Origin of the sequence: Gordonia hankookensis, from assembly GCF_014673215.1 — a bacterium.
GTDB lineage: Bacteria > Actinomycetota > Actinomycetes > Mycobacteriales > Mycobacteriaceae > Gordonia > Gordonia hankookensis.
In genome coordinates this window covers 819745-837860 of sequence record NZ_JACWMS010000001.1, presented here as the reverse complement: position 1 = coordinate 837860, position 18116 = coordinate 819745, and the positions used below count along the sequence as shown (strand labels likewise).

Sequence of the window (18116 nt, the reverse complement as noted above, 5' to 3'; positions counted from 1 at the left end):
ATTCCTATCCGTTCGATGTGGTGTCGACACCGAGGGCGGCGAGGAGTGCCTCCCGGTGCGCGATGAACTCGGGATCTCGCAGTGAGCGTTGCGAACCCAAGGCCGCGAGACTGCGGTCGGCGACGAAACGGCCGTCGTCGAGGACCAGGACGCGATCGGCGAGTGCGACGGCCTCGTCGACGTCGTGGGTCACCAGCAGCACGCCAGGGCGGTACTTCCCGCAGAGCTGTCGCAGCAACTCGTGCATCCGCAGACGGGTCAGGGCGTCGAGTGCGCCGAAGGGTTCGTCGGCCAGCAACAGGGCGGGACGGCGGACGAGAGAACGTGCGAGGGCGGCCCGTTGTTGCTCGCCGCCGGACAACTCGTTGGGCCAGGCCCGTTCACGGTCCGCGAGACCGACGTCGGTGAGCGCGTCGAGGCCGCACCGGCGGGCGTCGTGGCCGGTGAGTCCGAGGGTCACATTGGGCAGGACGCGTGCCCAGGGCAGGAGGCGTGAGTCCTGGAAGACCACCGACGTCTCGCGTGCCACGTCGAGGACGCCGGAGCCGTCGACGCCTGCGTCGAGTCCCGCGACCGCCCGCAGCAGCGTGCTCTTCCCGCTGCCGCTGCGGCCGAGGAGTGCCACGAACTCACCTGCGGCGATGGTGAGGTCGATGCTGTCGAGAACGGTACGGTCACCGTAGCGACGCGTGAGATCCCTTGTGGAGAGCACGGTTCCCGGTATCGGGTCCTGCACCTCCGGATCAGTCGGGTCGGTGTCTCGGCCCGCGCGATCCCTCAGCTGCCCAGTGAACGTCGCCATGACAGCGCCCTCCTCTCGACGGTGCGCACGGTGATGTCGCCGATCAGGCCGAAGACCGCATAGACGACCAGGCCCACCACGACGACGTCGAGCTGTCCATAGACCCGCGCCTGGTTCATCAGGTAGCCGACGCCCTGGGTGGCGTTGACCTGCTCGACCACCACCAGCGCGAGCCAGGAGATCGTGACCGCGAGGCGGAGGCCGGTGAAGAACCCCGGTACGGCGCCGGGTAGCGCGACACGTCGGATGAACTGCCACCGAGAGAGTTTCACCGTCTGGGCCAGTTCGGCGTAACGAACGTCTACTCCCCGCAACTGTGCGTGGGTGTTGATGTAGACCGGGATCAGCACACTGGTGGCGATGATGGTGATCTTCATGGAGTCGCCGATCCCGAACCACAGGATCGCGAGCGGGATGATCGCGAGTGTGGGTATCGCGCGTTTGATCTGGATGGGGCCGTCGATGACCGCCTCGCCGACCCGGCTGAGCCCCGACATCAGCGCCAGCACGACGCCGAGCACCACCCCGATCACGAGCGAGACCGATGCGAGCCGCAACGACGCCAGGATGTTCTCCGGTAGCCGGCCGTCGGCCCACAGCTCACCGGCGGTGTCGGCGATGGTCAGTGGTGCCGGCAGCGTCCGCGGGTCGATGAAGCCGGTGGCCGAGCCGATGACCCAGACCGCCAGGAGCAGGGTCGGACCGATGAGCCAGCCGCCGGGGATGGGGCGTCCCGGCCCGAGGTGGCGGGGACGCGTTGTCCCGGTTCGGCGTTCGAGCCCTTCGGTGGTGACGGTGGCGGCCGGGCGGTCCCGGACGCGGCTCGGCGGGCGTACGAGGGTGGTCATCGCGACACCTCTTCCGGCGATCGGGTGATGTCGGCCGACTGTGCCGCCCGGTCGATCACGTCGGCGAATCGACGGTCGAACAGGTCACCCGCCGACACCGGCGCGGGAAGTTCGCCCGCCTTGTCGATCACGTCGATAGTGCCCTGCTGGCGGGCGATGAGCGTGTCGTCGAGCGGCGGGATCGCGGTGGTGCCGGTGCTCTGCAGAATGCGCCAGCCGTCGTCGGCTGACACCTTCTGATCGTCGACGTAGTAACTCTGGATCCACTGCTGCGGATGAGAGTTCACCCAGGCGAACGCCTTGACGAGTGTGGTCACGAGGCTGCGCAGCGCGGCGGCCTTGGCGGGCTCGGCCAACGATTCGGCCCGCGCATACACGTAACTGAGTCCTTCGGAGATCTTGCCTGCGCGTTGCTGGTCGATGAAACCCGCTCCGTCGGAACCGTAGTCGCGGAGGTAGCGGGTCAACCGGGGTTCGTTGAGTGGCGCGACGTCGACCTCACCTGCGCCGAGGGCCTCGGAGAATTCCGACAGCTGCAGACGGACCAGGGTCACGTCGTCGGTGGCCAGCCCGGCATTCGCCAACGCTCGCAGGACGTTGACCTGCTGCGCGGTGCCCTCGGCGTACGCGATCTTCTTGCCTCGCAGATCGGATGGGGACGTGATGCCCGCGTGCGGTTTGGTGGCGAGCACGACGTTGGTCGGCTTGACCTCGCGAGCGAGGATGATCGGCACCTGCTGACCCGTCAGCGCCGCGTGAATGGGCGGGACGTCGCCGACCGGCGCGACATCCGCGGTCCCTGCCCGAAACGCCTCGAGCACGGCTGGTCCGCCGGTGAAGTTCGCGTACTCGATCGAAAAGGGGAGATTCTTGTCCAGTCCGCTTGCCCGGAGCAGCGTCTGAACGAGATTCTGCTGGTCGGCGACCACGATCCGCGTGCCGTCGGGGATGTTGGTCGGCAGTGGCGTGCTGGTGTCGAGCGCGGTGGTCTCCGGCAGTGCGCAGGATGTCACGCCCGCCGCGATGGCACTCGACAGGAGCACGGCCGCAAGTATTTTCGCAGTTCTTCGAATTCTCACGGTGCTGCTTTCTCGGAAATCATGAGGGTGGGTGTCGACTCAACACATTGACCGGGTTGCCGGTTTCGGCCAACCGTTAAGTTCCCGGTGGGCTTTTGTTCGACGGTTGTCCCATCCGGTGGATGGAATAGTGCGCCGGAGCGGGAGGTTGCCACGGACATGACTTCGGACAGAGCAGCCCATGTCGCACGATTCGGCACCCACGGGACCTGGGGGTGGTGGGGGAGATTCTCACCAGAGCAGGCGAGGGGGATCGAGGAGCTCGGATACGGAACGATCTGGCTCGGTGGGTCGCCCGAGAATCTGCGGCCGATCCGCAAGGTCCTCGAGGCCACGGAGGGCATCACCGTTGCCACCGGCATCGTGAACATCTGGAACACCGACGCCGCGACAATCGCCGACGAGTTCCTCGAGCTCGAGTCCGACTTCCCGGGACGGTTCTACCTCGGCATCGGGGCGGGCCACCCCGAGGCGACCGCAGAGTACAAGAATCCGTACCAAGCGGTCGTCGACTATCTCGACGTGCTCGACAGCAAGGACGTGCCCGCCGAGCGTCGCCTGCTCGCCGCGCTGGGCCCGAAGATGTTGAGGCTCTCCGCCGATCGCGCGCTGGGTGCGCATCCGTATCTGACGCCGCCTGCCCACACCGAGCAGGCGCGCGAGATCCTCGGCCCCGGTGTGTTGTTGGCGCCCGAGCACAAGGTGGTGCTCGACACCGATCCGCAGGCTGCCCGTGCGATCGGGCGCCCGCCGGTCGACAAGCCCTACCTACACTTGCGCAACTACGTGGCCAACCTGAAGAGGCTCGGCTGGACCGACGACGACATCTCCGGCGGTGGCAGCGATGCGCTCATCGACACACTTGTGGCGCATGGTGATGCGGTGTCGGTGCGAGCCCAGGTCGACGCGCACCTGTCGTCGGGTGCCGATCATGTTGCGATCCAGGTACTCGGCGACGGCGACCCGGTACCGCCGCTCGCCGCCATCCTGCGCGCCGACTGACGTCTCGGTGTATCGAGACCGTCTCCGCGACAAAGGGATACGACATATGGGATACGGGGCCCTCGGACGCCATTCTGGTTGCACTCCGGCCGCTCGGTGCCGGGTGGGAAGCCTAACTCAGCGCGTAGGTGACGGTGACGGTGAACGTCAAGGTCTGCTCGCCGGGCTCGACCGGGACACGCGTTGCGGCCACCGACGAATCCCGCTGCAGCGGTGCCGGCTGATCCTGGCCGCTCGTCGCCTCCGAGATGGTCTGCACCTTGCCGAGGGAGTCGCCGGCGAGTGAGGCGTACTGGTCAGCACGGCTGCGCGCGTCGTCGAATGCGGACTCACGAGCTTTCTTGAGCAGTTCCGCGTCGTCGTCGATGGCGAAACTGACATTGCTGATCCGGGTGTTGTCGCCGCCTGCGTCGGCCGCGGCGGCCAAGATGTCGGACGCCTTGGCGATGTCGCGGATGGTCACCCGGATGGTGTTGGTCGCCTGATAGCCGGAGACGCCGGCGGTGCCGCCGGGAAGGGGGCTGGAGTACTGGGGGCTCAGGTTCACCTGTTGAGTCTGGATGTCCTTGCGCTCCACGCCTGCCGCCACCACGGCGTCGGTCACCTGTTTGACCTTCGCGCTCGCCTCGTTCAGGGCGCTGGACACATCGGCCGCGGTGGCCTCGACGCCGATGTCGGCACGCAGGGTGTCCGGTGTGCCGGTGACCTTTCCGCTGCCGACGACCGTCACCGTGCGTGGCTTGTCGCCGTTGTCGTCACTGCCGCAGGCGGATACGCCGAGAACCGCGACCACGACAGCGGCGAACGCCACCACACGAGCGAACCGCGCGCCGAGGGTGCTCACACCGGCTCCTTCAGGACGAGGCCGACGGCCCAGCCGACGAGCGAGATCACGATCGCGCCGAAGATCGCCGACCAGAAGAAGTCATCCACAGCCAGGCCCCAGTGGGTCGTGTTACGCGTGATCCATGCGGTGATCTCCAGCATGAACGCGTTGATCACCACGTGGATGAGGCCGAGCGTGAGGATGTAGAGCGGGATCGAGAGGATCTGGACGATCGGCTTGATGATCGCGTTGACGACGCCGAAGATCAGTGCCACCACGACGACGATCCCGAACTTCTCCCAGTTCGTCGAGCCGCCGACGAAGTCGAGACCCGGGACGATCAGGGTTGCGATCCACAGCGCGAATCCGGTGAATGCGGAACGAATCAAGAACGCGGACATGGCCAACAGTGTGCCAGGCGATGATGCGAAAGCGGTGATGGCGGCCTGGCCCGACGAGTCGTCGGCGCCCGACGACCGTCAGCCGCCGGTGATCTGATCTCGGCGGGCGCTCACCATCGCCCGGACGGCCTCGTCGGACATGGGTGTGTCGGGCTGGAAGCGGATCGTGCCCTTGTCGAGGTCGAAGCCGTCGAGTCTCGGAGCGGCCGCCGCCACCGCGTCCTGGCTGAACGGATAGACGCCGATGTGCTTCTTCGTCCGCATGACCGACAGGAGCGGCTTGCCGCGGTAGGTGAGCGCCGGCATGCCATAGCTGGTGCCCTGTTCAGTGTCGGGGACCAGCTCACGGGCGATCGAATAGACACGCTCGATGGCGTCGCGATCGTCGGGGTCCAGTCCGGCAAGGTAGTCGTCGACGGTGCCCATGCCGCCTATTGTCCCGTTTCGAGGCGGGACCGGTGGCGTTCGGTGAGTTCCGACATCGACTCGAGAAGGTCTCGCAACGCATCCAATTCGGCGGACGAGTGACCGTCGAACAGGTGTTGTCCCTCGGTGACCATGGGACCGTATGCCGCCCAGACGCGCTCGCGACCATCGTCGGTGAGTTCGACGAGGACCCGCCGACGGTCGGTAGACGACGCGTTGCGGCGGACGAATCCCTTCTCGGTGAGCCGATCGATCAACGCCGTGGTCGCGGCGGGACGCAGGCCTGTCGCGACGGCCAGCTCGCCCGCCGTGCGCGCACTCTCGCTCAGCCAATCGAGACATCGCAGGTCGGCAGGCCCGACTCCGAGCCGGCGGGCCACCACGTCGTCGAACGCCTGGACTGTCCGCTGATAGCCCTGCAGCGCCCGCCCGACGTCGTCGAGCGCCGCTTGACGAGACCGCGACATCGTGCTTTCCTTTCGAAATACAAAACATTTGAGATTCGAATCATACGAGTTTCGTACGAAGGGATCATGTCATGCGGGCACTGGTGGTGGGTGGTGGAATCGCCGGTCCGGCCACGGCGATGGCGTTGCAGGCGATCGGTATGGACGCGGTGATCCTCGAGGCACGCCCGGCCGGTGGCGATGGCGCCGGGTCGTGGTTCACGATCTCGCCGAACGGGCTTGCGGCGCTCGACGCGCTCGGGGCGCTCGGGGCGGTTCGCGAACTCGGCGTACCCAGTCGCCACAACGTGATGGCCGGCGCGACGGGCAGGCGGCTCGGCGTGCTCCCTCTGGGATCCCCGTTGGCCGACGGCACGCCCGCCCTCTCCTTCAAGCGATCCGAACTCGCCGCGGCGCTTCGCGACGAGGCCCGCGACCGCGGCGTCGAGGTCCGCGACGACGCGCGGGTCGTCGCGGTCCACGGAACCGGCGAGGACGCGTCGGTCACCCTCGCCGACGGACGTCGGCTGACCGGTGATCTCGTGATCGGGGCCGACGGAATCCATTCGGTCGTCCGCGCGGCGATCGACCCGGGCACCCCGCGCGGCCGGTACGTGGGGCTCGCCAATTTCGGCGGTGTCACCCGCGGGCCGGCCACCGCGGACTCGTTGCCCGCTGAATCCTGGTATTTCGTGTTCGGGCGGCGGGCGTTCTTCGGTGCGCTGCCGACCCCCGACGGCGACGTCGTGTGGTTCGTCAACGTGCCGCGCGACGCGATCTCGCAGACGGAGCGGGCCGCCACCTCCGACGAGCGGTGGCGCGAGATCCTGGTCGACCTGGCCGAGGCGGATGACGGTCCGTTCGCCGGGCTCATCGGCGATGGTCGGCTCGAACTCGCCGCCGACAACACCTATGACCTGCCGTCGGTGCCGGTGTGGCACCGCGGGCGCGTCGGGCTGGTGGGCGATGCCATCCACGCGCCTGCGCCCAGTTCCGGGCAGGGTGCGTCGATGGCACTCGAAGACGCCGTGGTGATGGCCGCCTCGCTGGCCGGATCGGGCGACGTCGAGGCGGGCTTCGTGGCGTTCGAGAGTGCCCGCCGGGCGCGGGTGGAGAAGATCGTGGCGCTCGGTGCCCGGTCGAGCAGCGCCAAGACGCCGACGGGACTGGCCCGGATGCTCAATGACGCCGTGATGACTCTGGTCTTCCGCTACCTGGTCACCGAACGGTCGCAAGCGTGGATCTTCGACCACCGGGTCCGGTTGGATCCGGCCGACCGGGTGCGGCCCTGACCATCGTCGGTGGTCTCGTCACTCCTGGCGGTTTGGACTGTTCTGCCAGTTCGCGTAACATAGAACGTCGGTGTGCATCGCACGCCGGTCCTTGCGTGTCATCCGGCAGTTCGCCGAGTGGCGTCGAGGGTCCGACGCGCTTCACCGCCGATGAGACCGGTCACCCGATTCGGTGTCATCACACTAACGGATAAACACGGTTTCAACCGGGCTTCCGACCTACGGGTCAGAACGAGGAAGCCCCGGGTGAGCAGCCAGGATCGCGGAGGACATGGCGAAAAAAGACGGGGCCATCGAGGTCGAGGGACGAGTCATCGAACCCCTGCCCAATGCGATGTTTCGTATTGAGCTGGAGAACGGTCACAAGGTTCTCGCCCACATCAGCGGCAAGATGCGGCAGCACTACATCCGCATCCTGCCCGAGGACCGGGTCGTCGTGGAACTCTCGCCGTACGACCTCGGTCGTGGCCGCATCGTTTATCGGTACAAGTAAGACTTCCCCGGAACACGGGTAAGAACCACAGCGGCGGCGCAGTCGCCGCTGAAGGAAAACACCGACGGGCGTGGCACTGCCGTGCCCGACCATTCAAGGAGAAGCGGACGTGAAGGTTCAGCCGAGCGTCAAGCCGATCTGCGAGAAGTGCAAGGTGATCCGCCGTAACGGTCGGGTCATGGTGATCTGCGAGAACCTGCGTCACAAGCAGCGTCAGGGCTGATCACGGCAACCCTCCGGGTCGCTTGAAGGACAACTGAATATCGACGAAGCACTCCCAACACCAGTGTCGACAAACGGGTCGACGCCCACCTCCGGTTCAGAGGCCGGAGCCCGAATGGCCGGACACAACGGTCCGGCAACAGATTCGGGACGGACTGGGAGCAGACCTCTGACAAGAAAAGGAAATCCGCCACATGGCACGTGTTGCTGGTGTTGATCTCCCCCGCGAGAAGCGGCTGGAGATCGCACTGACCTACATCTACGGAGTTGGGCGTACCACCTCCCAGGAGATCCTCGACGGTACCGGGCTCAGCCCCGACCTTCGTGCAAAGGATCTCACCGACGCAGACGTCGCGAAGCTGCGTGAGTACATCGAGGCCTCGGTGAAGGTCGAGGGTGACCTGCGTCGCGAGGTGCAGGCCGATATCCGTCGCAAGATCGAGATCGGCTGCTACCAGGGTCTGCGCCACCGTCGTGGCCTGCCCGTCCGTGGCCAGCGCACCAAGACGAATGCCCGCACTCGCAAGGGCCCGAAGAAGACCATCGCCGGGAAGAAGAAGTAATGCCTCCTAAGTCACGTAGCGCAGGCCCCAAGAAGGGCACCCGCCGTCGCGATAAAAAGAACGTCCCGCACGGCAGCGCGCACATCAAGTCGACGTTCAACAACACCATCGTGTCGATCAGCGACCCCAACGGAAACGTCATCAGCTGGGCGTCCTCGGGTCACGTCGGTTTCAAGGGCTCGCGCAAGAGCACCCCGTTCGCGGCACAGCTCGCTGCGGAGAACGCTGCGCGCAAGGCCCAGGAACACGGCGTCAAGAAGGTCGACGTGTTCGTCAAGGGACCGGGCTCGGGTCGTGAGACCGCCATCCGGTCGCTGCAGGCCGCCGGCCTCGAGGTCGGCACCATCTCCGATGTCACCCCGCAGCCGCACAACGGCTGCCGTCCGCCCAAGCGGCGCCGGGTCTAGCGGGAAAGGGAGGACTAGAAAACCATGGCTCGTTATACCGGCCCCGCAACAAAGAAGTCCCGTCGTCTTCGCGTCGATCTGATCGGCGGCGATCAGGCGTTCGAGCGTCGCCCCTACCCGCCCGGCCAGCACGGCCGCTCGCGGATCAAGGAGAGCGAATACCTGCAGCAGCTGCAGGAGAAGCAGAAGGCCCGCTTCACCTACGGAGTGATGGAGAAGCAGTTCCGTCGCTACTACGAGGAGGCCAACCGTCGCAACGGCAAGACCGGCGACGAGCTGCTGAAGATCCTCGAGACCCGCCTCGACAACGTCGTCTACCGGGCCGGCCTGGCCCGGACCCGTCGTCAGGCCCGTCAGATGGTCACCCACGGACATCTCACCGTCAACGGTGTGAATGTCGACGTGCCCAGCTACCGGGTCAGCCAGTACGACATCATCGACGTCCGTCCGAAGTCGCTGCAGACCGTGCCGTTCCAGATCGCCAAGGAGATCCAGGGCGACCGTACGGTCCCGGGTTGGCTGCAGGTGGTCCCGTCGACCCTGCGCATCCTCGTGCACAACGTGCCCGAGCGCGCGCAGATCGATGTGCCGCTCACCGAACAGCTCATCGTCGAGTTCTACTCGAAGTAATCGCCACCGCGACTACACAACGACAGACACGCCAGACAGCAACAGCTGTTCGGTCCACCTTCTAGGCCGTCAAATAGCGGTCGGCCACAAGGAGAATCAACGAAATGCTCATCTCACAGCGACCCACTCTGACCGAGGAGATCATCGCCGAGGACCGCTCGAAGTTCGTCATCGAGCCCCTCGAGCCGGGATTCGGCTACACCCTCGGCAACTCGCTGCGTCGTACCCTGCTCTCGTCGATCCCGGGCGCTGCGATCACCAGCATCCGTATCGACGGTGTCCTGCACGAGTTCACCACCGTCCCCGGGGTGAAGGAAGACGTCACCGACATCATCCTGAACCTCAAGGGCCTCGTGGTCAGCTCCGAAGAGGACGAGCCGGTCACCATGTACGTCCGTAAGCAGGGTCCGGGCACCGTCACCGGCGCCGACATCGTGCCGCCGGCCGGTGTCACCGTGCACAATCCCGATCTGCACATCGCCACCCTGAACGACAAGGGCAAGCTCGAGATCGAGCTCGTCGTCGAGCGGGGCCGCGGATACGTGCCTGCCGTGCAGAACAAGGCATCGGGTGCGGAGATCGGCCGGATCCCGGTCGACTCCATCTACTCGCCGGTGCTCAAGGTGACCTACAAGGTCGAGGCCACCCGTGTCGAGCAGCGCACCGACTTCGATCGGCTCGTGCTCGATGTGGAGACCAAGAACTCGATCACCGCTCGGGACGCGCTCGCTTCGGCGGGCAAGACCCTGGTGGAGCTCTTCGGGCTCGCCCGGGAGCTCAACGTCGAGGCCGAGGGCATCGAGATCGGGCCGTCGCCTGCCGAGGCCGACCACATCGCGTCGTTCAGCCTCCCGATCGAGGATCTCGAGCTGACCGTCCGGTCCTACAACTGCCTCAAGCGCGAGGGTGTGCACACCGTCGGCGAGCTGGTGGCGCGGACCGAGTCGGATCTGCTGGACATCCGCAACTTCGGCCAGAAGTCGATCGATGAGGTCAAGGTCAAGCTGCACGCACTCGGACTGTCCCTCAAGGACAGCCCGGCCAGCTTCGACCCGTCGCAGGTCGCCGGTTACGACCCGGCTACCGGAACGTGGTCGGATGACGCGTCGTTCGACGCCGACTCCGGTGAGGATTTCGCTGAAACCGAGCAGCTGTAAGGCTGTCGCCAAACCCTGACTTCCGGTCGTGAGATCGTGAGTTTCTTCTAGGAGAAGACAATGCCCAAGCCCACCAAGGGTGCCCGCCTCGGCGGGTCGGCCAGCCACCAGAAAGCGATGCTGGCGAATCTCGCCACCTCGCTCTTCGAGCACGGCCGCATCACCACCACCGAAGCGAAGGCGAAGCGGCTGCGCCCCTACGCCGAGAAGCTGATCACCCACGCGAAGGCCGGGTCGCTTGCCCACCGTCGCGAGGTCATGAAGGACATCCGTGACAAGGATGTCGTGCACACCCTGTTCGCCGAGATCGGCCCGTTCTTCGCGGACCGTCCCGGTGGCTACACCCGCATCATCAAGACGCTGCCGCGCAAGGGCGACAATGCCCCCATGGCCGTGATCGAGCTGGTGCGCGAGTCCACCGCGAGCAGCGAGGCCAGCCGTGCGACCCGCGTCGCGGCCTCCAAGAAGGCGGCCGAGGACAAGCTCGAGGCGACCGAAGAGGTCGTCGCGGCAGCGGATGCCGACAACGTGGTGGAGGCCGTCGAGGCCGACGCCACCGACGCCGAGGTCGAGAACGCCGACGCTGTCGCCGACGCCGTCGACGACCAGTCGAGTGCGGCCACGGCAGACGACGCCGCAGCCGACGAGAAGAAGTCGGACGACTGAGTCCAGAGCAGTTGTCAGAACCCGCCGTCACCGCACCCGGTGACGGCGGGTTCTCTCGTCCTGTGCCGAGCCCGTCCGTGCGACTACGCCTCGAGGTCTCGTACGACGGGACCGACTTCGCCGGGTGGGCACGGCAGATCGGCCAGCGCACCGTCTGTGGACTGCTCGAGGACACCTTGGCCACCGTCCTGCGCGTGCCGGTCCGGCTGACCGTCGCCGGGCGCACCGACGCGGGGGTACACGCCACCGGACAGGTCGCACACACCGACATCCCGCAGTCGGCGCTGGAGACCAGGTCGATCGACGGCGACCCGTCCCGCCTGGTCGGCCGACTGGCGAAGATGCTGCCCGACGACGTCCGGGTGCGCGCGATCGGACCGGTCAGCGAAGACTTCGATGCGCGGTTCTCGGCCCTGCGCCGGCACTACGTCTACCGGCTCACCGACGCGCGGTGGGGTGCGGAACCGGTCGCGGCACGGACCACCGCGGCCTGGTCCCGGTCACTCGACATCGACGCGATGAACGACGCGTCGCGCCGGTTGCTGGGTCTCAACGACTTCGCGGCGTTCTGTCGCCGCCGGGAGGGCGCGACGACGATCCGCGATCTCCAGCGCTTCGACTGGGCAGCCGACGCCGACGGTGTGCTCGTGGGCCGGGTCAGCGCCGACGCCTTCTGCTGGTCCATGGTCCGCTCACTGGTCGGGGCGGTTGCGAGCGTCGGCGACGGTCGGCGTGACGTGGAGTGGTGCCGCGGACTCCTGGCAGAGACGTCGCGCAACAGCCGGATACCGGTGGCCGAGGCGCGTGGCCTGTGCCTGGTCGGCGTCGACTATCCGGGCGGTGACGAGCTCGCCGCCCGCAATGCGATCACGCGTGATGTCCGGGACTCGGCGTCGGGAGGATGCTGCGGCGGCTGACTTCCCGCCCACCCCGCCGACGGCGGGTTTCAGGTTGCTGTCGGCGGGGGAGGGGTGGCCTCGACGACGGCGTCGGCGCTGACCTCGGTGTCCGTGAGATAAGCGACGATCATGTCGCCCAGCATCTTTCGCTGAGCCGTACGTTGGTCGGGGGCGGTGAGGTCGCGGTCGAAGAGCGTCTTGAAGGTGTAGCGGTTGGCAACCCGGAAGAAGCAGAAGCTGCTGATCGCGAGGTGCACGTCGAGTGCATCGACGTCGGTCCGGAAGATCCGACGATCCCGTCCGACCTCGAGAATGCGTCCGAGGATGTCGACCGCGGGACTGCCGAGTTCCTGCACCGCCGCGGAGTTCTTGATGTGCGCACCCTTGAGGATGTTCTCGCCGGCGACGATGCGGATGAAGTCCGGATTGCGGTCGTGGTGGTCGAAGGTGATCTCCGCGAGCTGCCGGATGGCGGTGACCGGGTCGTCCTCGATGTGTGTGACGCGTTGTTCGAGCCGACGGATCTTCCCGTATGAGGTCTCGAGGACGGCCTCGTAGAGGCCATCCTTGTCGCCGTAGTAGTAGTAGATCATCCGCTTGGTGGTGTGGGTCTTGGCGGCGATCTCGTCCACACGGGCACCCGCGTACCCCTTGTTGGCGAACTCCTTGGTGGCCACGGCGACGATGTTTGCCCTGGTGCGTTCGCTGTCGCGGCGGCGTACGGTCTCGGTGGTCACCTCATGAACTCTATCGTTCGTTCATTGCTCGCGACGTCTGTGATCACGCACTGCGCAGTACTGCAGCGCTCTCCGCGGCGATGAGATCGCCGATGTGCCGGGTCATCCGGCCCGCGTCGGGTTCGAGTCCGGTGAACAGACGCAGAGCATCGACCGCCTGATGGACGGCCATGCCGTCACCTGTCAGCGTGCGCGCACCGGCGGCCCGAGCGTTCGCGATCAGCTCGGTGACCACCGGGCGGTACACCACCTCGGCGACCCAGAGGTCGCGACGGAGCAGGCAGGCGGGAACCGCCGTTCCGGGGTGATCGGCCATGCCGATCGGTGTGGCATGGACCAGACCATCGGCCGCAGCGATCCAGATCTCGGCGTTGTCGGTGCCGCCTGAGGTCAGCTCGGTGGCCGGGAACAATGGCTGCAGCGAGGCGGCGAGGGACCGCGCGCGTTGCGGATCGGCGTCGACGAGGTGGAATCGTCGCACCGACCGCGTCAGCATCGCGTAGGCCACCGCCGCACCGGCACCGCCTGCACCGAATTGCACGACGGTCGATCGCGGTACCGGGGTCTCGCTGTCGTCGCCGAAACCGAGGTCGAAGTTCCGCGCGAAGCCCGACCAATCCGTGTTGTGCCCGATGCGTCGGCCGTCGTCGAACACCACGGTGTTCACCGCACCCAGACGCTCGGCGCCCGGCGACAACGCATCGAGATGAGCGAGGACACGCTGCTTGAACGGGTGGGTGACGTTGAGTCCCCGCAGCCCCACCTGCTGGGCCCGGTCGAGCAGGCGACCGAGGTCCGTCGTCGCCGACTCCGAGGCCGGGACGTCGAGCACGAGGTAGGTGTGATCCAGGCCTGCCATGGCCGCCTCACGTTCGTGCATGGGCGGGGTCAGTGACCGCGAGATCCCCTGCCCGACCAGAGCGCAGACCATCGCCCCATCGTTGATTCGCCGTGCAGCGGTGTCGAATTCAGACTGGAACATGGGGATCTCTCTGGTCGGGTGGGGATCTCGATACGCCCTCGCTACGCTCCGGGCTACTCGATCGGCGGGTGGTGGTTGCGTGACGTTCGGGGTTACTCGATCGGTGGGTGGTGGTTGCGCGATGTTCGGGGTTACTCGATCGGTGGTGGATACTCAGGCCGAGGCGCCGTTGAGGACGCGGGGCTCGTCGGTCGACGCCCCCGGACGCGTGACCTTCTCGCCGAGCTTCATCGTGTCGGTCTTGTGTGTCTCCACGGCCGTCGATGCAGCGCCGGCGGCGACCAGTGCGCAGGCGGCCACGACGATCGCGACCGGTACCCAGCCCATACGTCCGTCGCCGAGGATGGCGGCGGCGATCAACGGGAGGAAGCCGCTGCTCATGAACCCGATCTGGGTGCCGATCGCGACGCCGGAGTAGCGGACCTGCGCGGGGAACATCTCCGCGTAGAAGGACGGCCAGATCGCGTTGGCGGCCGCGTAGACCAGGGACTGGATGACGAGGGTGGAGAACAGGATCACCCAGAACGAGCCGGTGGTGAGCAGGAACAGATACGGGAAGGCCAGGAGTGCGCAGCCGACCGAACCGCCGATGAAGATCGGCTTGCGGCCGATGCGGTCGGAGGCGAGCCCCCACAGCGGCTGCGTGAACAGCATCGTCAGGTTCGCGACGACGCTGACGATCAGCATGGAGCTCTTGGAGACCTCGAAGTCGTCGGTGGCGTATTTGAGGGCGAACGTCGAGAACAGTGTGCTCATGGTCGAGATCAGCGCACAGGCGATGACGCGGAGCAGCGGACGCCAGTGGTTGCGCAGCAGGTTGAACAGCGGGATCTGGGAGACCCCGTCGGCATCCTCGAGGGCCTCGAACACCGGGGTTTCGGGCATCGTGCGACGGATCAGGTAGGCGACGATCATCACGACGGCGCTGAACAGGAAGGGAATGCGCCAGCCCCAGCTCAGGAGGGCGTCGTCGGGCAGGGCGGCCACCGGGATGAATGCGAGGGTGCCGACGAGGAGTCCGGCCTGCGTCCCGTTCAGCGTCCAACTCGCGTAGAACGCGCGCTTGCCAGAGTCGGAGTGCTCGACGGTCAGTGAACTCGCGCCGGACTGCTCGCCCGCGGCCGACAGACCCTGAAGCAGGCGCAGGGTGACGAGGGCGATCGGGGCGGCCATGCCGATGGTGTCGTAGTCGGGAAGGCAGCCGATCAGGAATGTGGCCGAGCCCATCAGCAGAAGCGTGAACACCAGGACCCGCTGCCGGCCGATCCGGTCACCGAAGTGACCGAGGATCACCGCGCCGACAGGACGGGCGACGTAGGCGACACCGAAGGTTGCGAATGCTGCGAGAGTTCCGGCGCCGGAGCTGAACTCGGGAAAGAAGATCTTGTTGAACACCAATGCTGATGCGGTGCCGAAGATGAAGAAGTCGTAGTACTCGACCAAGCTGCCCATGAAGCTGGCCAGCGCGGCCTTACGCGGCGCGGGCGCCGGCAGGTCGTGATGGGTGGTGGTCATCGGTCCTCCAGGTGTGGTGGGCGCCACCACGTGGGCGGCGTGTGACTGAGACTACAAAGCTGGTTCCACGGCGTCAAGACAACTAACCAGATAGTTCATAAAAACTCTATTTGCAGAGGTGAACGGGTTGTGAAAGGTGCGATCGTCGATCGAGTATGGGCGCGTTAATGAACTGTTTGGTACATTTAGGTCGCCCTAGTGTCCCACGTCACTCACGGAGGTTGACGATGACCACAGCCGCCAGGCGGACTCAGCAGACGGTTCCCGACCGGGGGGATATGCTGCCGCGCACGTCCATTGCCACGGTGTGCTTGTCGGGCACCCTCGACGAGAAGCTCGACGCCGCTGCGGCCGCCGGCTTCGACGGCGTGGAGATCTTCGAGCCCGACCTCGTCGCGTCGCCCTTCTCGCCGCACCGGATCGCCTCCGCCGCCGCCGACCGCGGGCTCTCCATCGACCTCTACCAGCCGTTCCGTGACCTCGACAGCGCCGACGACGAACGATTCGCGCGAAACCTGATCCGGCTCGAGCGAAAGTTCGACCTGATGGACGCGTTGGGATGCGATCTGTTGCTGGTCTGTTCCTCGCCGTTGCCGGGGGCCGTCGCCGACGACGCCCGACTCGTTGCGCAGCTCGGCGCGGCAGCCGAGGTCGCCCGGCGTCGGGGCAAGCGGCTGGCGTACGAGGCGCTGGCCTGGGGAACTCATGTGAACGACTACCGCCACGCCGCACGGTTGGTCGCCGCGGTGGGCGATCCGGTTCTCGGGAACTGTCTCGACAGCTTCCACATCTTGTCCCGGGGTGACGATCCCGCCGGGATCGCGGAGATGGACGCGGATTCGATGTTCTTCCTTCAGCTCGCGGACGCCCCGGCGATGCGGATGGACCTCCTGCAGTGGAGCCGCCATCACCGATGCCTGCCCGGTCAGGGCAACTTCGACCTCGCCACGTTCATCCGGGCCGTGCAGGCGAGCGGTTATCGTGGGCCATGGTCGCTGGAGGTGTTCAGCGATCTCTTCCGGCACGCGGATGCCGGCCGCACCGCGCGCGACGCCCATCGTTCGTTGCGGTATCTCGCGGAGATCGCCGACGAGACCGGTGCGTGCCCGATTGTCGGGGCCGCTGCCGACGCCGTAGCGGCAGGCGGAGTCGTCGACGTGCCGTCGCGGGGCCCCGCCGCGGCCGGAGACATCGTCTCGGTCCGGGTGGCCGCCGGTCCGGTGCTGGCGCCGCGAATCGCGGAGTGCTTGTCGTACATCGGATTCGACCTCCAAGGCGTCGACAGCGTCACCGGACTACGGCTGTACCGGGACGCCGACATCGCGGTCGTCGTCGATGCGACCGCGGGCACCGTGTGGACGGCTCCGGGGGTGCCCGCCGACATGCCGACGATTGCGCAGATAGGCCTTCGCAGTGACAATCCGGCCGCGTGGGAGCAGCGTGCCGCCGACTTCGACGTCGCCGTCGCGCCGGTCCCCGCGCCGGGCACGGTGGCCCCGGCGTCGGGCGACGAGGTGGTGCGACTCGACGTGACGGAGACGCTGGCCATCGACTTGCGCGCCGTCGCCTCCGCGTCGGAATGGCAGGAGCGGTTCGACCTCGTGCCGCGCCGCGCCGCGCCGCCGTCGAAACTCTTCACCGGGGTCGACCATGTCGGACTCGGGATCCCCACCGCCGACTGGGAAGGCGCCATGCTGCTGCTGCGTTCGGTGTTCGGTATGTGGGTGGATGACGGTCTCGACATCCCGGATGCCGTGGGCACCATGCGAAGTCAGGCATTGACGCTGCCCACCTCGTCGGGCTCGGCAGTCCGCATCGTCGCGTCGATGGTGCCCACCCAGCTCGATGACCACGGCCCCCTGCGCCGCCCCGGCGGTCTCACGCATGCCGCGTTCGCCTGCGACGACATCTTCGACACTGCGCGACGATGTCGGGCCCGCGGGCTGCGCGCATTGCCCATCCCCGACAACTACTACGACGATCTGATCGCGCGATTCGACTTGTCCGACGCGATGATCGAACAGATGCGTACCTTCGATGTCCTCTACGACGCCGATGACGACGGCGGCGAGTTCTTTCACTTCTTCACACCGACGATCGGCGAGGACCTGTTCTTCGAGATCGTCTGTCGCCGCAACGGTTATCGCGGATACGGTGAGGTGAACTCGCCGGCCCGGGTTGCCGCCGAGCTGCACCGCCGAGCCGTCGATCCCACGGTGGCGGCATCTGGATCAGGGCCGTAGCGGCAGACCGTTCTTGTCGCGCACGCTCCCGGTGAGCATCATGATCCCGTCGATCAGGGCCCAGATGCCCACCCCGAGGAGAACAAGGAATCCGACGAAGAAGATCGCGGTGATCCAGCCGATGACAGTGAGTCCGAGCTGGATTCCACCGGTCTGAAAGTCACCGAGATAGAACCGTCCGACACCGAGGCTGCCGAGAAAGATCTGCAACAGTCCCGCGACCACCTTGGACTTGTCGGAGAACGGCAGTCCGGTGATCGGGTCGCGCCCGAAGGGCGCCCACGGATCCATGCCCGGGTACCCGGCGCCGTAGGGCTGCGTGCCCGGTGCGGAGGCGTACGGATGTGCCTGCGGGTATGGACCGGCTGGATGCGGGGTTCCCTGGGCGTAGGGGTCATACGGGCGGCCGTAGGGGGCCTGCGACCAGCCGTCCGGGTCGTGACGGGGATCGTTCGGGGGTTGTCCCGGGTAGGTCATCGG

Annotated in this window: 22 protein-coding genes; 11 read left to right on the top strand and 11 right to left on the bottom strand. The window is 66.7% G+C overall.

What is annotated here, in order from left to right; all coding sequences use genetic code 11:
* Window positions 1-4 precede the first annotated feature (4 nt).
* From IDF66_RS04005 to IDF66_RS03995, 3 genes are read right to left on the bottom strand one after another with little or no spacing between them, the layout of a single operon-like run.
* Window positions 5-802, bottom strand: coding sequence for an ABC transporter ATP-binding protein (locus IDF66_RS04005; protein WP_190265794.1), 798 nt, complete (start codon window positions 800-802; stop codon window positions 5-7).
* Complete coding sequence (locus tag IDF66_RS04000; protein ID WP_190265793.1) at window positions 778-1650, bottom strand: ABC transporter permease; 873 nt, start codon at window positions 1648-1650, stop codon at window positions 778-780. Before IDF66_RS04000 ends, IDF66_RS04005 begins: the two co-directional genes overlap by 25 nt.
* A complete protein-coding gene (locus IDF66_RS03995) occupies window positions 1647-2693 on the bottom strand; it encodes an ABC transporter substrate-binding protein (protein ID WP_317628581.1) in 1047 nt (348 codons plus the stop codon). Before IDF66_RS03995 ends, IDF66_RS04000 begins: the two co-directional genes overlap by 4 nt.
* Window positions 2694-2888: 195 nt before the next feature.
* Here IDF66_RS03995 and IDF66_RS03990 point away from each other — a divergent pair, with 195 nt between their 5' ends.
* A complete protein-coding gene (locus tag IDF66_RS03990; RefSeq protein WP_190265792.1) occupies window positions 2889-3731 on the top strand; it encodes an LLM class F420-dependent oxidoreductase in 843 nt (280 codons plus the stop codon).
* 112 nt (window positions 3732-3843) lie between these two features.
* On the opposite strand, the gene IDF66_RS03985 is transcribed toward IDF66_RS03990, so the two are convergent.
* The 4 genes from IDF66_RS03985 to IDF66_RS03970 all read right to left on the bottom strand — a co-directional run bounded on the left by IDF66_RS03985 (window position 3844) and on the right by IDF66_RS03970 (window position 5851).
* Window positions 3844-4575, bottom strand: coding sequence for an SIMPL domain-containing protein (locus tag IDF66_RS03985; RefSeq protein ID WP_164308730.1), 732 nt, complete (start codon window positions 4573-4575; stop codon window positions 3844-3846).
* The gene (locus IDF66_RS03980) at window positions 4572-4958 is read right to left on the bottom strand and encodes a phage holin family protein (RefSeq protein ID WP_164308731.1); all 387 of its coding nucleotides are present in this window, start codon (window positions 4956-4958) and stop codon (window positions 4572-4574) included. The genes IDF66_RS03985 and IDF66_RS03980 overlap by 4 nt, the downstream gene beginning before the upstream one ends.
* 78 nt (window positions 4959-5036) lie before the next feature.
* The gene (locus tag IDF66_RS03975; protein ID WP_190265791.1) at window positions 5037-5384 is read right to left on the bottom strand and encodes an iron chaperone; all 348 of its coding nucleotides are present in this window, start codon (window positions 5382-5384) and stop codon (window positions 5037-5039) included.
* 5 nt (window positions 5385-5389) lie between these two features.
* Entirely contained in the window at window positions 5390-5851 is a 462-nt protein-coding gene (locus tag IDF66_RS03970; RefSeq protein ID WP_164308733.1) for a MarR family winged helix-turn-helix transcriptional regulator, read from the bottom strand.
* Window positions 5852-5922: 71 nt separating this feature from the next.
* On the opposite strand from IDF66_RS03970, the gene IDF66_RS03965 reads away from it, so the two are divergent.
* The 9 genes from IDF66_RS03965 (at window position 5923) to truA (ending at window position 12177) form a co-directional block, all read left to right on the top strand.
* Entirely contained in the window at window positions 5923-7122 is a 1200-nt protein-coding gene (locus tag IDF66_RS03965) for an FAD-dependent monooxygenase (protein WP_190265790.1), read from the top strand.
* A 271-nt stretch (window positions 7123-7393) separates the two neighbouring features.
* Entirely contained in the window at window positions 7394-7615 is a 222-nt protein-coding gene (gene infA, locus IDF66_RS03960) for a translation initiation factor IF-1 (RefSeq protein ID WP_005170487.1), read from the top strand.
* 109 nt (window positions 7616-7724) lie between these two features.
* Entirely contained in the window at window positions 7725-7838 is a 114-nt protein-coding gene (gene rpmJ, locus IDF66_RS03955) for a 50S ribosomal protein L36 (RefSeq protein ID WP_005207978.1), read from the top strand.
* 193 nt (window positions 7839-8031) lie between these two features.
* Entirely contained in the window at window positions 8032-8400 is a 369-nt protein-coding gene (rpsM, locus tag IDF66_RS03950; RefSeq protein WP_164308735.1) for a 30S ribosomal protein S13, read from the top strand.
* The gene (rpsK, locus tag IDF66_RS03945; RefSeq protein WP_164308736.1) at window positions 8400-8807 is read left to right on the top strand and encodes a 30S ribosomal protein S11; all 408 of its coding nucleotides are present in this window, start codon (window positions 8400-8402) and stop codon (window positions 8805-8807) included. Before rpsM ends, rpsK begins: the two co-directional genes overlap by 1 nt.
* 24 nt (window positions 8808-8831) lie before the next feature.
* Window positions 8832-9437, top strand: a complete 606-nt coding sequence (gene rpsD / locus IDF66_RS03940; protein ID WP_164308737.1) for a 30S ribosomal protein S4 — start codon at window positions 8832-8834, stop codon at window positions 9435-9437.
* Between the two features lie 104 nt (window positions 9438-9541).
* A complete protein-coding gene (locus tag IDF66_RS03935; RefSeq protein ID WP_164308738.1) occupies window positions 9542-10594 on the top strand; it encodes a DNA-directed RNA polymerase subunit alpha in 1053 nt (350 codons plus the stop codon).
* A 60-nt stretch (window positions 10595-10654) separates the two neighbouring features.
* Window positions 10655-11260, top strand: coding sequence for a 50S ribosomal protein L17 (gene rplQ, locus IDF66_RS03930; RefSeq protein WP_164308739.1), 606 nt, complete (start codon window positions 10655-10657; stop codon window positions 11258-11260).
* Window positions 11261-11271: 11 nt separating this feature from the next.
* The gene (gene truA, locus IDF66_RS03925; RefSeq protein ID WP_190265789.1) at window positions 11272-12177 is read left to right on the top strand and encodes a tRNA pseudouridine(38-40) synthase TruA; all 906 of its coding nucleotides are present in this window, start codon (window positions 11272-11274) and stop codon (window positions 12175-12177) included.
* Between the two features lie 29 nt (window positions 12178-12206).
* Here truA and IDF66_RS03920 read toward each other — a convergent pair whose 3' ends face one another.
* The 3 genes from IDF66_RS03920 to IDF66_RS03910 form a co-directional block, all read right to left on the bottom strand.
* Window positions 12207-12896, bottom strand: coding sequence for a TetR/AcrR family transcriptional regulator (locus IDF66_RS03920; RefSeq protein ID WP_164308741.1), 690 nt, complete (start codon window positions 12894-12896; stop codon window positions 12207-12209).
* A 43-nt stretch (window positions 12897-12939) separates the two neighbouring features.
* Complete coding sequence (locus tag IDF66_RS03915; RefSeq protein WP_190265788.1) at window positions 12940-13878, bottom strand: shikimate dehydrogenase; 939 nt, start codon at window positions 13876-13878, stop codon at window positions 12940-12942.
* Window positions 13879-14031: 153 nt separating this feature from the next.
* Entirely contained in the window at window positions 14032-15393 is a 1362-nt protein-coding gene (locus IDF66_RS03910) for an MFS transporter (RefSeq protein ID WP_190265787.1), read from the bottom strand.
* Between the two features lie 227 nt (window positions 15394-15620).
* Here IDF66_RS03910 and IDF66_RS03905 point away from each other — a divergent pair, with 227 nt between their 5' ends.
* Window positions 15621-17636, top strand: a complete 2016-nt coding sequence (locus IDF66_RS03905; RefSeq protein ID WP_223309105.1) for a sugar phosphate isomerase/epimerase and 4-hydroxyphenylpyruvate domain-containing protein — start codon at window positions 15621-15623, stop codon at window positions 17634-17636.
* On the opposite strand, the gene IDF66_RS03900 is transcribed toward IDF66_RS03905, so the two are convergent.
* Window positions 17625-18113, bottom strand: coding sequence for a TM2 domain-containing protein (locus IDF66_RS03900; RefSeq protein WP_190265786.1), 489 nt, complete (start codon window positions 18111-18113; stop codon window positions 17625-17627). The two genes, IDF66_RS03905 and IDF66_RS03900, sit on opposite strands and share 12 nt — an antisense overlap.
* Window positions 18114-18116 lie beyond the last annotated feature (3 nt).

What these genes read in the sequence shown, in the direction of transcription:
- IDF66_RS03970 (WP_164308733.1), bottom strand. Translation starts at nt 5,851, where the DNA reads ATGTCGCGGTCTCGTCAAGCGGCGCTCGACGACGTCGGGCGGGCGCTG.
- IDF66_RS04005 (WP_190265794.1), bottom strand. Translation starts at nt 802, where the DNA reads ATGGCGACGTTCACTGGGCAGCTGAGGGATCGCGCGGGCCGAGACACC.
- IDF66_RS03935 (WP_164308738.1), top strand. Translation starts at nt 9,542, where the DNA reads ATGCTCATCTCACAGCGACCCACTCTGACCGAGGAGATCATCGCCGAG.
- IDF66_RS03965 (WP_190265790.1), top strand. Translation starts at nt 5,923, where the DNA reads ATGCGGGCACTGGTGGTGGGTGGTGGAATCGCCGGTCCGGCCACGGCG.
- IDF66_RS03990 (WP_190265792.1), top strand. Translation starts at nt 2,889, where the DNA reads ATGACTTCGGACAGAGCAGCCCATGTCGCACGATTCGGCACCCACGGG.
- rplQ (WP_164308739.1), top strand. Translation starts at nt 10,655, where the DNA reads ATGCCCAAGCCCACCAAGGGTGCCCGCCTCGGCGGGTCGGCCAGCCAC.
- IDF66_RS03900 (WP_190265786.1), bottom strand. Translation starts at nt 18,113, where the DNA reads ATGACCTACCCGGGACAACCCCCGAACGATCCCCGTCACGACCCGGAC.
- IDF66_RS04000 (WP_190265793.1), bottom strand. Translation starts at nt 1,650, where the DNA reads ATGACCACCCTCGTACGCCCGCCGAGCCGCGTCCGGGACCGCCCGGCC.
- IDF66_RS03980 (WP_164308731.1), bottom strand. Translation starts at nt 4,958, where the DNA reads ATGTCCGCGTTCTTGATTCGTTCCGCATTCACCGGATTCGCGCTGTGG.
- rpsK (WP_164308736.1), top strand. Translation starts at nt 8,400, where the DNA reads ATGCCTCCTAAGTCACGTAGCGCAGGCCCCAAGAAGGGCACCCGCCGT.
- infA (WP_005170487.1), top strand. Translation starts at nt 7,394, where the DNA reads ATGGCGAAAAAAGACGGGGCCATCGAGGTCGAGGGACGAGTCATCGAA.
- IDF66_RS03915 (WP_190265788.1), bottom strand. Translation starts at nt 13,878, where the DNA reads ATGTTCCAGTCTGAATTCGACACCGCTGCACGGCGAATCAACGATGGG.
- IDF66_RS03910 (WP_190265787.1), bottom strand. Translation starts at nt 15,393, where the DNA reads ATGACCACCACCCATCACGACCTGCCGGCGCCCGCGCCGCGTAAGGCC.
- IDF66_RS03975 (WP_190265791.1), bottom strand. Translation starts at nt 5,384, where the DNA reads ATGGGCACCGTCGACGACTACCTTGCCGGACTGGACCCCGACGATCGC.
- IDF66_RS03905 (WP_223309105.1), top strand. Translation starts at nt 15,621, where the DNA reads ATGACCACAGCCGCCAGGCGGACTCAGCAGACGGTTCCCGACCGGGGG.
- rpsD (WP_164308737.1), top strand. Translation starts at nt 8,832, where the DNA reads ATGGCTCGTTATACCGGCCCCGCAACAAAGAAGTCCCGTCGTCTTCGC.
- rpsM (WP_164308735.1), top strand. Translation starts at nt 8,032, where the DNA reads ATGGCACGTGTTGCTGGTGTTGATCTCCCCCGCGAGAAGCGGCTGGAG.